The 12850-nt window shown below is 66.7% G+C and carries 10 protein-coding genes; 1 reads left to right on the top strand and 9 read right to left on the bottom strand.

Features of this window, described 5'->3' with window-relative positions; genetic code table 11:
* Positions 1-45: 45 nt before the first annotated feature.
* The 9 genes from rlmN to BLU09_RS21850 form a co-directional block, all read right to left on the bottom strand.
* Positions 46-1182 (bottom strand): dual-specificity RNA methyltransferase RlmN, encoded by a 1137-nt coding sequence (gene rlmN / locus BLU09_RS21890; RefSeq protein WP_090491461.1) that lies wholly within the window; start codon positions 1180-1182, stop codon positions 46-48.
* A 198-nt stretch (positions 1183-1380) separates the two neighbouring features.
* Complete coding sequence (gene ndk, locus BLU09_RS21885) at positions 1381-1818, bottom strand: nucleoside-diphosphate kinase (RefSeq protein WP_011553572.1); 438 nt, start codon at positions 1816-1818, stop codon at positions 1381-1383.
* Between the two features lie 33 nt (positions 1819-1851).
* Positions 1852-2751 carry a succinate--CoA ligase subunit alpha gene (gene sucD / locus BLU09_RS21880; protein WP_090491460.1) on the bottom strand — a complete coding sequence of 300 codons (900 nt, stop codon included), beginning with the start codon at positions 2749-2751 and terminating at the stop codon, positions 1852-1854.
* Between the two features lie 29 nt (positions 2752-2780).
* The gene (gene sucC, locus BLU09_RS21875; protein ID WP_090491459.1) at positions 2781-3941 is read right to left on the bottom strand and encodes an ADP-forming succinate--CoA ligase subunit beta; all 1161 of its coding nucleotides are present in this window, start codon (positions 3939-3941) and stop codon (positions 2781-2783) included.
* Positions 3942-4227: 286 nt separating this feature from the next.
* The gene (gene sdhB, locus BLU09_RS21870; RefSeq protein ID WP_090491458.1) at positions 4228-5037 is read right to left on the bottom strand and encodes a succinate dehydrogenase iron-sulfur subunit; all 810 of its coding nucleotides are present in this window, start codon (positions 5035-5037) and stop codon (positions 4228-4230) included.
* 44 nt (positions 5038-5081) lie between these two features.
* Positions 5082-6959: a succinate dehydrogenase flavoprotein subunit gene (sdhA, locus tag BLU09_RS21865; RefSeq protein WP_090491457.1), complete on the bottom strand. Its 1878-nt coding sequence runs from the start codon at positions 6957-6959 to the stop codon at positions 5082-5084.
* A 222-nt stretch (positions 6960-7181) separates the two neighbouring features.
* The gene (gene mdh, locus BLU09_RS21860; protein WP_090491456.1) at positions 7182-8126 is read right to left on the bottom strand and encodes a malate dehydrogenase; all 945 of its coding nucleotides are present in this window, start codon (positions 8124-8126) and stop codon (positions 7182-7184) included.
* A 32-nt stretch (positions 8127-8158) separates the two neighbouring features.
* Entirely contained in the window at positions 8159-9457 is a 1299-nt protein-coding gene (gene icd, locus BLU09_RS21855; protein WP_090491455.1) for an NADP-dependent isocitrate dehydrogenase, read from the bottom strand.
* Positions 9458-9735: 278 nt separating this feature from the next.
* Positions 9736-10287 (bottom strand): ATP-binding protein, encoded by a 552-nt coding sequence (locus BLU09_RS21850; protein ID WP_090491536.1) that lies wholly within the window; start codon positions 10285-10287, stop codon positions 9736-9738.
* A 408-nt stretch (positions 10288-10695) separates the two neighbouring features.
* Here BLU09_RS21850 and BLU09_RS21845 point away from each other — a divergent pair, with 408 nt between their 5' ends.
* Positions 10696-12846: a hypothetical protein gene (locus BLU09_RS21845; protein ID WP_244171934.1), complete on the top strand. Its 2151-nt coding sequence runs from the start codon at positions 10696-10698 to the stop codon at positions 12844-12846.
* The last annotated feature ends 4 nt before the right edge of the window (positions 12847-12850 follow it).

Raw genomic sequence — 12850 nt, 5'->3', positions numbered from 1 at the left:
GCTCTTAACGCCGCTCCCGTTGGATTGTCAAGGAAGTTCGGGAACTTATGTCGTACTATCGGCCCCGGCTTGTGTCTCGCCGCGATTGGCGAGCTGCCCGCAGGCGCCGGCGATGTCCCGGCCCCGGTTCCTGCGGATGTAGGCGGCGACGTGGCCGTCCGCGAGGATGGCGCGGAACTCCTCCGCCCGCTCCTCGCCGGTGGTGTGGAACCCCAGGCCGGGATTCTCGTTGTAGGGGATCAGGTTCACCTTCACCGGGATGCCCTTGAGCAGCTCGATGAGGCGGTGCGCGTCCTCATCCGCGTCGTTGAAGCCCTTGATGAGGACGTACTCGAAGGTGATTCGGCGGCCCTGACGCAGCGGGAACTTCCGGCAGGCGTCCAGCAAGGCCGCGATGTTCCACTTGCGGTTGACGGGCATCGTCTTGCTGCGCTGCTCGTCCGTGCTGGCGTTGAGGGAGATGGCCAGCTTGACGTCCGTCTCCTTGCCGAAACGCTCAATCATCGGCACCAGCCCCACGGTGGAGACGGTGATGTGCCGGTGGCTGAAGTTCGGCCCGTCCTCGGACTGGAGGATGGAGAGCGCCGTCTTGAGGTTCTCGAAGTTGTGGAGCGGCTCCCCCATCCCCATGAACACCAGGTTGGAGAGCGGGCGGAGCGTCTCGTGCCCCTCGTTCTTGCGGACCTCGCGGTTCACCGCGTGGACCTGGGCCACAATCTCGCTGGGGGTCAGGTTGCGCTTGAGCCCCATGGTGCCCGTCATGCAGAAGCCGCAGGCCATGGCGCAGCCCACCTGCGTGGACACGCACAACGTCCTGCGGTCCTCGGTGGGCATGTAGACGGATTCGATGTAGCGCCCGTCCCGCGTCTTCCACCGGTACTTGATGGTGCCGTCGATGCTGCGCAGCTCGCAGTCCTTCACCAGGGGGACGATCTCCGCCCGCGTCCTGAGCTTCTCGCGCAGGACCTTGGAGAGGTCCGTCATCTCGTCGAACGAGGTGGCGCCGCGCTGGTGCAGCCAGCGGTAGATCTGCGGGGCACGGAAGGCGCGCTCACCCAGTTCCTCGGTGACGAAGCGCGACAGCGCCTCCAACGACAGGCTGGCCACGTCCACCAGCTTGGCGGGCGCGGGAGCCGGCAATGGCTCGGTGACTGGCAGGGAGGTGGCGGAGGTCTCTGACATCGTCGTTGCGCTTAACGGTGGGCCCAGGGGCGTCCCTTCCCACACCTGGGCACGGCAAGTCAAAGGAGCCCATGCTCCCCTGCCCGCCTCATGGACACTACCCGGTAGTGTCTCCTGGAAGAACAGCGGCCCGGGCCCACGCCTTCTGAGAGCGCGGACACCGGGCCTGGAACGGCGGCCCCATAAGGGGCCGGCCGGCTACTTCTGGTACGGGTAGGAGTGGATCTCCGTCTCCCGGAAGAAGTACGCGATCTCGATCTTCGCGTTCTCCAGGCTGTCGGAGCCGTGCACCGTGTTCTTGTCGATGCTGGTGGCGAAGTCCTTGCGGATGGTGCCCTCGGCCGCCTGCGCGGGGTTGGTGGCACCCATGATGTCCCGGTTGGCCAGGACCGCGTTCTCACCTTCCAGCACCATCAGGACCACCGGGCCGGAGATCATGAACTGCACCAGGTCCTTGAAGAAGGGCCGGGCCTTGTGGACCGCGTAGAAGCCCTCGGCCTGCGCCTGGGACAGGTGCTGCAGGCGGATGGCGACCGGCTTCAGCCCCTTCTCCTCGAAGCGGCTGATGATCTTCCCGATGACGCCCTTCTCCAGGCCGTCCGGCTTGATGATGGACAGCGTACGCTCGATAGCCATGTGACTGGCTCCTTGTCGTGTTTCCGTTGGGGTTTAGCGCTTCTTCGGAGCGCCCCGCTTGAGGGCCTCCTGAAGGGTGGTGCCCAGCTCGGCGGGGCTGGCGGCCATCAGGATGCCCGCGGCCTCCATGGCCTTGATCTTCTCGGTCGCCGTGCCCTTGCCGCCGGAGATGATGGCGCCGGCGTGGCCCATGCGCTTGCCCGGGGGCGCGGACTGGCCCGCGATGAACCCGGCGATGGGCTTGGTGAACTCGCGCGCCACGTACTCGGCGCCGCGCTCCTCGGCGTCACCGCCGATTTCGCCAATCATGATGACGGCGTCGGTGTCCGGGTCCGCGTTGAAGAGCTTCAGCACGTCCACGAAGTCCGTGCCGTTGACCGGGTCACCGCCGATGCCCACGGCGGTGGACTGGCCCAGGCCCAACTGGGTGAGCTGGTGCACGGCCTCGTAGGTCAGCGTGCCGGAGCGGGACACCACGCCGATGCGGCCCGGCTTGTGGATGTGGCCCGGCATGATGCCGATCTTGCACAGCGCGCCCGGGGTGATGACGCCCGGACAGTTGGGACCGACCAGCCGGATGCCCGGCTTGTCCTGCAGGTAGCGCTTGGCGCGCACCATGTCGTTGACCGGGATGCCCTCGGTGATGACGATGATGAGGGCGACGCCCGCGTCCGCGGCCTCCATGATGGAGTCAGCGGCGAAGGGGGGCGGCACGAAGACCACGGACGTGTTCGCGCCCGTCGCCTTCACCGCCTCGGCCACCGTGTTGAACACGGGGACCTTGCCTTCGAACGTGGTGCCGCCCTTGCCCGGAGTCACACCGGCAACGAGCTTCGTGCCGTACTCGAGCATCTGCTTCGCGTGGAACGAACCCGCCGAGCCGGTGATGCCCTGGCAGAGGACCTTCGTGTTTTCGTTGACGAGGATGGCCATGGCGTTCTTTCAGGAAAGAGTGCGCGGGATTACTTCACCGCAGCGACGGCCTTCTCCGCCGCCTGACGCAGGTTGTCCGCCGGGGTGATGGCGAGGCCGGAGTTGCTCAGCAGCTCCTTGCCCTTCTCGACGTTGGTGCCTTCCAGCCGCACCACGAGCGGAACCTTGAGCTGGACCTCCTTCGCCGCGGCGATGATGCCCTCGGCGATGACGTCGCACTTCATGATGCCGCCGAAGATGTTGACCAGCACCGCCTTCACGGCCGGGTCCGCCAGGATGAGCTTGAAGGCCGCGGTGACCTTCTCCTTGTTGGCGCCGCCGCCCACGTCCAGGAAGTTGGCCGGGCTGCCGCCCACCAGCTTGATGGTGTCCATGGTGGCCATCGCCAGGCCGGCGCCGTTCACCATGCAGCCGATGTTGCCATCCAGCGCGATGTAGGCCAGGTCCCACTCCTTGGCCTGGATCTCACGGGGCTCCTCTTCGGCCAGGTCGCGGTACTCCAGCAGGTCCTTGTGCCGGTAGAGCGCGTTCTCGTCGAAGGTCACCTTCGCGTCGAGCGCCACCACGCCGCCATCCTTCAGGATGACCAGCGGGTTGATCTCCACGAGCGAGGCGTCCGTGTCGATGAACATCCGGTACAGCGCCGAGCAGAAGTGGGTGAACTTGTTCACCGTGGGGCCCGTCAGGCCCAGCCCGAAGGCCAGCTTGCGGCCCTGGAAGTCCTGGAAGCCCACGGCCGGGTCCACCGACTCGCGGAGGATCTTCTCCGGGTGCTTCTCCGCCACCTCTTCAATCTCCACGCCGCCCTCGCGGGAGGCCATGAAGGTGATGCGGCTGGTGGCGCGGTCCAGCGTCACGCCCAGGTACAGCTCCTGGCCAATGGCGAGACCTTCTTCGATGTAGACCTTGTGGACCGTCTGGCCTTCCGGCCCGGTCTGGATGGTCTTGAGCTTCATGCCAAGCATCTGCTTGGCCAGCTCCTTGGCTTCCGCGGGGCTCTTGGCCAGCTTCACGCCGCCGCCCTTGCCGCGGCCACCCGCGTGGATCTGGGCCTTCACGACGACCACAGAGGTGCCGAGCTCCTTCGCGGCGGCCTCCGCGTCGTTGGCGGAAACGGCGAGGATGCCCTTCGGCGTGGGCACGCCGTACTTCCGGAAGATTTCCTTGCCCTGGTACTCGTGGATCTTCATCGAGGCTCCGGTGGAGACGAGGGAGACAGCCTGAACAGAGGCGTCAGCGCCGGGCCCTCATTGCGCAGAAAAGGACGGAGTGCAAGACCGTTTGACCCCGGTACACATGCATCGTCCGACAGGGTGCACGGCAGATAATCAGGGATGTCCGCGAAGATGAGCCTGCCTTCACCGCAGGGTTTTCCACGGACACCCAAACAGCGGCGGCCCCGCCCGGCGTCTCGAATGGACGCCAGCCCGGGGCCGCTTGAAGCCAGAGAACGCCGGGAAGTCGCTGGCGAGCGCCCTACCCCGGACCGCTGCCGTGGCCCTTGGGGGCCTCGTCCTGGAAGAAGATGTCCTTGATGGTGAGCTTGGTCACCTCGCGGTTCATCACCGCGATGGAGGTGACGAGCGGAATCTCCTTCGGGCAGACCTTCACGCAGTTCTGCGCCTTGCCGCAGTCCTGGATGCCGCCGGGCCCCATGAGCGAACGCACGCGCTCCTCGGAGTTCATCTTGCCCGTGGGGTTCATGTTGAACAGGCGGGCCTGGCTGATGGCCGCCGCGCCCACGAAGTCGTTCTCCTGCGTCACCTGGGGGCACGCCTCCAGGCAGCTGCCGCAGGTGATGCACGTGGACAGCACGTACATCACCGACTGGTCCACGGGCGCCTGGCGCGGACCCGGCCCCAGGTTGTGCGTGCCGTCGATGGGCACCCAGCCCTTGATGCGCTTGAGCGCGTCGAACATGCGGTCGCGGTTCACCGTGAGGTCACGCACCACGGGGAACTTGCTCATGGGCTCCAGCGTGATCGGCTGCTCCAGCTTGTCGATCAGCGCCGAGCAGGCCATGCGCACGCGGCCGTTGATGTTCATGGCGCAGCTGCCACAGACCTCCTCCAGACATGCGGCGTCCCAGATCACCGGGGCCACGCGCTTGCCCTCCACGGTGACGGGGTTGCGCTGGATCTCCATCAGGCACGAGATGACGTTGGCGCCCTTCACATAGGGAACCTTGAACTCATCGAAGTGACCTGGCTTCGCGGGATCATCCTGCCGCCAGATGCGGAAGGTGATGGTCTTGGTGGTGACAGCGGATGCTTGTGCAGTGTCCATGTGGCTCGACCCTTCACTTCCAAATCGGTTGAGTGGTTCCCGTCTCAGGCGTACCAGCGCGGCTCGGGGTCAAGCACGGGCGTGGGGATGTCCTCGTAGTGGATCTTCGGGCCGGCCTCGCTGTACGTCGCGATGGTCGTCTTCGCCCACTTCTCGTGGCGCGCACGCCACAGGCTCATCCACTCCGGGTCCTGCGTCGGGTCCTTCGTCTTCGGTTCGGGCAGCGAGAAGTCCGGCTTGTAGTGGGCGCCGCGGCTCTCGTCGCGGAGCAGCGCGCTGGTCGCGATGACCTCACCCAGCTCGAACATGTTCCACAGCTGGTTGGTGTACGACAGCGCGCGGTTGGCCACGTTGCCCGTGTCCAGCACGTTGACGTTCTTCCAGCGCTCCTTGAGCTCGCGGATCTTCTCGATCGTCTTCTTCAGACGGTCGTTGTAGCGCACGACGGTGCAGTTCTCCGTCATGGTGTCGCCCAGCTCCTTGGCGAGCCCGTACGGATTCTCCGGGCCGCTCATCTTGAGCATGGTGGCGAAGCGGTCCTGCCAGTACTGCCTGGCGGCCTGGAAGTGCTTCTCCGGCATCGCCGCGGCGCTGGTGCCCTGGCTCTTGGCGAAGGACACCATGGCCGGGCCGCCGATCATGCCGGAGTAGATGCACGACAGCAGCGAGTTGGCGCCCAGGCGGTTCGCGCCGTGGAAGGCGTAGTCCGCCTCGCCCGCGGCGTAGAGGCCAGGGATGGTGGTGGACTGGTTCTTGGGGCTGCCCTCGGCCGGCGTCTGCGTCTTCGGGTCGGCCTCGAAGTTCACGTACAGGCCGCCCATGGAGTAGTGCATACCCGGGAAGATGACCATGGGCACCTTGCGCGGGTCGTCACCGACGAACTTCTCGTAGATCTCCATGACGCCCTTGATCTTGGCGTCCAGCACCGGCGCGGGGATGTGCGTGACGTCCAGGTACACGCCGTCCCGGCCGTTGATGCCCATGCCCAGCTCGCGGCAGACCATGAAGATCTCGCGGGTGGCCACGTCGCGCGGCACCAGGTTCTTGTACTTGGGGTACTTCTCTTCCAGGAAGTACCAGCGCTCCGCCTCGGGGATCTGCTGAGGCGCCCGCGTGTCGCCCTTCTTGCGGGGCACCCAGACCCGGCCGCCCTCGCCACGCACCGACTCGCTCATCAGGCGGAGCTTGTCCTCGCCCGGAATCGACGTCGGGTGCACCTGGATGAACTCACCGTTGGCGTAGTGCGCGCCCTCCATGTAGGCGCGGCCCGCGGCGGTGCCGGTGTTGATGATGGAGTTGGTGGAGCGTCCGAAGACGATGCCCGGGCCGCCCGTGGCCAGGCAGACGGCCTCGGCCGGGAAGGTGCGGATCTCCATGGTGCGCAGGTCGACGGCCACGCTGCCGATGCAGCGCCCGTTGTCGTCCTTCACCGTGCCGAGCCACTCCCAGTACTCGTACTTGGTGACCTTGCCCTCGGCCTCATAGCGGCGGACCTGCTCGTCCAGCGCGTAGAGCAGCTGCTGGCCGGTGGTGGCGCCGGCGAAGGCCGTGCGGTGGTGCAGCGTGCCGCCGAAGCGGCGGAAGTCCAGCAGACCTTCCGGCGTGCGGTTGAACGTCACGCCCATGCGATCCAACAGGTAGATGATGCCGGGCGCGGCATGACACATGCCCTTCACCGAAACCTGCTCCGCGAGGAAGTCGCCGCCGCGCAGCGTGTCCTTCACGTGGATGTCCGGGTGGTCGCCTTCGCCCTTGGTGTTCACCGCGCCGTTGATGCCGCCCTGGGCACAAACGGAGTGGGAACGCTTCACCGGGACGAGCGAGAGCACATCCACCTGGTGGCCCGCCTCCGCGAGCTTGATCGTCGTCATCAGCCCGGCGAGGCCGCCGCCCACCACCGTGAACCGCGCTGCTGGTGCCATCATCATCTCCTTGACTGCCGGACGTCGGACACTGCTCGGTTGAGCCGGCCCGCCAGGTGGCGCGCCAGGGCCCGGACGTCCCGTGCGAGTTCTACAGGCTAGTTAACTTGGTGAAAACGCGCTGCAACGATGGCGTCCGGGGCAATTAGCCCGCGTCATCCACAGCATCAGGCACAGGGCCCGCCGGGTTTCCCCAGCGGGCCGCACGTGACTGTCCAGCGACTACAGCTTGACCGAGTCGACCGTCTTCTTGACCGACTGGAAGGACTTCTCCAGCTCGGCCTTCTCACCGTCGTTCAGCTCGACGGTGTGGATCTTCTCCACGCCGCCCGCGCCGATCTGCACGGGGACGCCGAAGAAGTAACCGTTGATGCCGTACTGGCCCTCCAGGAGGGCGGCGGCCGGCAGCACGCGCTTGCGGTCCAGCAGGAAGCTCTCCGCCATGGCGATGGCGGACGCCGCGGGGCCGAAGTAGGCGCTGCCCGTCTTGTACAGGCCGACCAGCTCCGCGCCACCCTCACGGGTGCGCTTGATGATGGCGTCCAGCTTGTCCTTGGCGATCAGCTCCGTCAGGGGCACGCCGCCCACCGTGCTGTGGCGGACGAGCGGGACCATGTCGTCGCCGTGGCCGCCCAGCACCAGGGCCTCCACGTCGCGGATGGAGCAGCCGAGCGCCTCGGCGACGAAGCACTTGAAGCGGCTGGTGTCCAGCACGCCCGCCATGCCCGCGACCATGTGCTTGGGCAGGCCGGCGATCTTGTGGAGCGCGAACACCATCGCGTCCAGCGGGTTGGCCACGTTGATGACGAAGGCGTTGGGGGCGTGCTGCTTGATGTTGCCCGCCACGTCCGTCATGATCTTCAGGTTGATCTCGAGCAGGTCCTCGCGGGACATGCCCGGCTTGCGGGGCATGCCGGCCGTGATGATGATCACGTCCGAGCCGGCCACGTCCTTCCAGTCCGTGGTGCCCTTCACGCGGCAGTCGTAGCCGTCGACCGCGGCCAGCTGGTTGATGTCCAGCGCCTTGCCCTTGACCAGACCCTCGGCGGCCGGGATGTCGTACAGCACCACGTCACCGAGCGACTTCTGCACGGCGAGCAGCGCCAGGTTGCCGCCGATCTGACCGCCGCCGATGAGGCCGATCTTCTTCTTGCCATTCTGAGCCATGGATTCGCCTCTTCCAGATCCCCGACCGGGGACTACATGTTCTTGATGATGGCCTGCCCGAACTCGGAGCACTTGACCTCGGAAACGCCGCTCTGCCCTTCCTGCTTCATCAGGCGGGCGAAGTCGTAGGTCACCGTCTTGCTGGCGATGGCGCGGTCCATGCCTTGGATCATCAGGTCGGCCGCCTCGTGCCAGCCCAGGTGCCGGAACATCATCTCACCGGAGAGGATGACCGAGCCCGGGTTCACCTTGTCCTGGTCGGCGTACTTGGGCGCCGTGCCGTGCGTGGCCTCGAACACCGCGTGGCCCGTGACGTAGTTGATGTTGCCGCCCGGCGCGATGCCGATGCCGCCCACCTGCGCCGCCAGCGCGTCCGACAGGTAGTCACCGTTGAGGTTCAGCGTGGCGATGACGTCGAACTCATCCGGACGGGTGAGGACCTGCTGCAGGGTGATGTCCGCGATGGAGTCCTTGATCAGGATCTTCCCGGCGGCCAGCGCGGCCTTCTGCTCCGCGTTGGCGGCCTCCTCGCCCTTGGCGGCCTTGGTGGCCTCCCACTGGTCCCAGGTGTAGACCTTGTCACCGAACTCCCGGGCGGCCAGCTCGTAGCCCCACTTGCGGAAGGCGCCCTCGGTGAACTTCATGATGTTGCCCTTGTGGACCAGCGTGACGCTCTTGCGCTTGTGGTCCACGGCGTACTGGATGGCGGCGCGGATCAGCCGGTCGCTGCCCTCGTGGGACACCGGCTTGATGCCCAGGCCCACGTCGGACGGGAAGCGGATCTTCCCGAACTCCTTCGGGAACTCCTGCTTCAGCAGGCCCAGGAACTTCTCCGCGGCGGCCGTGCCGGCCTCGAACTCGATGCCCGCGTAGATGTCTTCCGTGTTCTCACGGAAGATGGTCATGTCGACCTTGTCCGGCGTCTTCACCGGGCTGGGCACGCCCTTGAAGTAGCGCACGGGGCGCAGGCAGACGTACAGGTCCAGCATCTGCCGCAGGGCCACGTTCAGCGACCGGATGCCGCCGCCCACCGGCGTCGTCAGGGGGCCCTTGATGCCCACCAGATAGGTGCGGAACGCTTCGACCGTCTCATCGGGCAGCCAGTTGCTGACCGCCTTGAAGGACTTCTCGCCGGCCAGGACTTCGTACCAGGCGATCTTCTTCTTGCCCTTGTAGGCCTTCTCCACCGCGGCATCGAACACCGCCTGGGACGCACGCCAGATGTCGCGGCCGGTGCCGTCGCCCTCGATGTAGGGGATGATCGGGTTGTCCGGGACGGACAGCTTGCCGCTCTGCAGGGAGATCTTTTCTCCGGATGACGGGGGCGCCATGGATGTGCTCCTGAGAAGGTGTGACCGTGTAAGAATCGGCGGGGGATAGTCGAGAACCCGCCCCGCGACGTCAAGGAGTTTGGCCACGGGCGCACGCGGAACGACTTATCGGAGCCAATGGCCGGGCGCGGAATAACGGCCGGCCTCCGCGCGAGCACGAAACGATGCGGCCGGCCTCCCCGGCGACCCAACGAAAAAGGAGGGCCAGGCACTGGCGGCCCGCCCTCCTCTTCCTCTTCAAGTCGTGGATCAGCGGCGGGCATGGCGGCCCGCCCGGACTACCAGCTGGACATCCCCGGCGCGGGCAACTCCACCGTCACGGTGATGCCGGCGGCCGCGCTGCTGGCCACCTCCAAGGTGCCACCCATGGACTCCGTCAGCTCCCGGGCCCGGGCCAGCTTGCGGTGCAGCGGCCCCACCAACATGGGCGACAGGAAGACAGCCTGGAGCTCCCGCGAGGACAGCGACGCCCCCGCGACCTGGACCTGGAAGCGGGGCGGCACGTCCCCGAAGTCGTCAGCGGAATCCACCATCACACGAACGCCCTGCCCGTTCGACGCATCCGCCGCGTGCGCCAACAACAGCAGCAGCACCTGCTGCAGCCGCCGGTGACTAACATTAGCGGGGACCGGATCCTCGGGAAGCTCCAGGGAAACCCGCACTCCTCGCAAGCGGCGCGTGACTGAGAGGAGCTCCACCGCGCCGCCAACGACCTCCGCGACATCCACCCGGAGTACGTCTGGCGAGTCCACCGGCGTCAGGCCCGCGGCGCGGCCGTGAACAGGCGCTTGGAGTTGCTCCAACGCCTGCGTTCCTCCCACAGCGCTCACGACAGCACTCATCCCTCACACCTCCCGCTCGCTGGACTGAGGGAACTCTAACGAGCGGGTCTGACGAACGCCATTTCACTGCGAGAAAGTACGCACAGCCTGCCAGACTTATGACATTACAGCCGCGCAGCATCTTGGCCGTATGAGTGTGCCGTCGCGGCGAATCGCTTCGTAAGACTTGGAAGTGGACTGCTGTCACCTACGACCCACGGACGTCCATTCCGCCAGCCAGAAAACAGCCTGACTGCACAAATCCGATTTGACTGTTCCTCGGAAATCCGTATGATACGGACCTATAGCGATTCGCCGCCTAACGCAGCACCGCTGGAGCAGGGAGGAACAACCGTGCTTGCAATTTCGACGACTGCATCAGGGGTTCCTCAGCACCGGAGAAGGGGGCGCCTGATTATGGAAGGGGGAAACCCGCTCTCCGACCGTCGGTCGGTCGAGTTCCGCAGCCGTGACGCGCTGTTCAACGTGATTCCGCTGCCGCCCGCCGAGGCCGCGCTGGATGATTCGGGCTACTCCCTGCACGGGACGGGCGCGGATGCCATCACCTGCTCCGTGGGAACGCTGGATGGCGCCATTGGCGTGGTGACGCGGCTGAGCCCCACCGTGGTGTGGGTGATGCCCAAGGGTGAGGTGGACACCTCCGACGCGCGCGGCCTGCCCGTCTATCTGTCCGGCTGTGGCGTGACGCTGGGCCCCATCCGGGGCGCCTTCATCCGCACGGACGCGGAGACGGCCGGATCCCCGGTGGGGCTGCAGCTGGCGAACGTCTCCCTGGAGCAGGGCCGTCAAATCCTGGCACTGCTGGCGGACGCGCTGAAGCGTGGCGTCGCGGAGCCGGCCGCGTCTGCCCTTCCGGTGCAGGACACCATCGACGAGGCCGAGCGCATCCGCGCCATCCTCCTGGCCATCAGCACCGCGGGCAACAAGGGTGTGCTGCGCCGCATGGGCCGCACCGTCCGCCTGGTGTTGGAGCGCTACAACGCGGAGACGGAGCAACTGGAGTGGCACGCCGAGGACCCGGTGACCGACTGGGGCGAGGCGCCCTACGACATCGACGTCATCGGCCACAACAGCGCGTACCGCATGCGCCTGGAGGCGGGAACGCCGGACGGCCAGCGCTTCACGTCGCCGCTGCCCGACGTCCTCTTCCGCATCCGTCACCGCTGGCACCGCCGCTCGCCCGCGCCCGAGGGCGTGCGCGTCACCTTCCACCACCCGCTGTGGCGCGAGCAGGGGGAGATGGAGCGCGCGGTGGTGGACCTGTCCTTCTCCGGCATGTGCATCCGCTGCCGCCCGGAGGACCTGCTGTTCCCGGGCCTGCTGCCGCCCCTGCTCGAGCTCCACACGCCGGACGGCCAGTCCATCAGCCTGCGCGGTGAAATCCGCTACGTCACCAGCGCGCGCGCTGACGGCACCGTGCTGTGTGGCCTGAACGTGTCGCCCTACTCTTCCGACGAGGCGCGCTGGGTGCGCTTCGTCTCCCAGACGACCAATCCCAACACTTGCACCAGTGACGTGCAGGAAGAGGGGCTCTGGGATGTCTTCACGCTGTCTGGCTTCTTCAGCCTGGCGAACAAGTCCTCTCAGGAATTTGACGCGCTGAAGCAAGCCTTCAGCCACATGGCCAAGCGCGCCGCGGAAGTTCCGCAGCTCTTCTGCCAGGCCGTCTGGCCGTCCGAGCGCGGCCCCGAGGCGACGCTGTCCATCATGAAGTCGTACCGGCACACCTGGATGGGACACCAGGTGGCGAAGCGCCCGGGCAAGCCCGCCATCAAGGGGCTGGAGCCGGGCCGCATCATGCACGACCTGTACGTGCGCTGCTTCGAGCACCCGCAGAGCGACGCCGACTTCCGCTGGGCCGTGGCCTACGTGGAGGGCCTCAACCCGTGGATCGCGCGCGCGCACGTCCGCTACGGCGAGCGCCACATGGCGGCGAACCCGGAGCTGGCCTTCACGCGCAAGGTCCACATGATGGACGTCTACACGGCCGAGATGACGGGCCGGCTGCACGAGGGCATCACCATCAGCCCCGCCACGTCCGCCGAGCTGACGCTGCTGACGGACCACATCGCCCACTCGCGTCCCTCCTGCTACGTGGAGGCGCTCGACTTCACGCGCGACCGCATCGACATGCGCGCGGTGCAGGGACAGTGGAACACCTTTGGCCTGGAGCGCGAGCGCGAGGTCCTCATCGCGCGCCGCAACGGCGTGGCCGTGGCCGCCGCCGTCCTGGAGCTGGGCCAGCAGGGCACCAACCTCTACAGCCTGCTCGACATGGCACGGCTGTTCCCCCTGAGCGACGCGGGGCCTTCCACCTACGTCGCCCTGGTGGACGCGGCACGCCGTTGGTACGCCGCCCGCCACCGCCGTTCGTTCCACTATCTCTGTGAGGACGACGGTGGGCAGTACGTACAGGAAGCCGGGATTCACGCAGGTCCGGACCCGTACATGTGGATCATCTCCGCGAAGTTGATCCCCGACTATCTCGAACACATCAGTGAAGTCTCCATCGGGCGCCGAAGCGCTCCCAACTCTCGCCAGGGGTAATGAA

Origin of the sequence: Myxococcus virescens, assembly GCF_900101905.1 — a bacterium.
GTDB classification, from domain to species: domain Bacteria; phylum Myxococcota; class Myxococcia; order Myxococcales; family Myxococcaceae; genus Myxococcus; species Myxococcus virescens.
The sequence above is the reverse complement of the archived record's forward strand: the minus strand, read 5'-3'. Positions and strand labels throughout refer to the sequence as shown.

Coding starts and splice junctions, on each gene's coding strand:
- rlmN (WP_090491461.1), bottom strand. CDS start 1,182: ATGTCAGAGACCTCCGCCACCTCCCTGCCAGTCACCGAGCCATTGCCG.
- ndk (WP_011553572.1), bottom strand. CDS start 1,818: ATGGCTATCGAGCGTACGCTGTCCATCATCAAGCCGGACGGCCTGGAG.
- sucD (WP_090491460.1), bottom strand. CDS start 2,751: ATGGCCATCCTCGTCAACGAAAACACGAAGGTCCTCTGCCAGGGCATC.
- sucC (WP_090491459.1), bottom strand. CDS start 3,941: ATGAAGATCCACGAGTACCAGGGCAAGGAAATCTTCCGGAAGTACGGC.
- sdhB (WP_090491458.1), bottom strand. CDS start 5,037: ATGGACACTGCACAAGCATCCGCTGTCACCACCAAGACCATCACCTTC.
- sdhA (WP_090491457.1), bottom strand. CDS start 6,959: ATGGCACCAGCAGCGCGGTTCACGGTGGTGGGCGGCGGCCTCGCCGGG.
- mdh (WP_090491456.1), bottom strand. CDS start 8,126: ATGGCTCAGAATGGCAAGAAGAAGATCGGCCTCATCGGCGGCGGTCAG.
- icd (WP_090491455.1), bottom strand. CDS start 9,457: ATGGCGCCCCCGTCATCCGGAGAAAAGATCTCCCTGCAGAGCGGCAAG.
- BLU09_RS21845 (WP_244171934.1), top strand. CDS start 10,696: ATGGAAGGGGGAAACCCGCTCTCCGACCGTCGGTCGGTCGAGTTCCGC.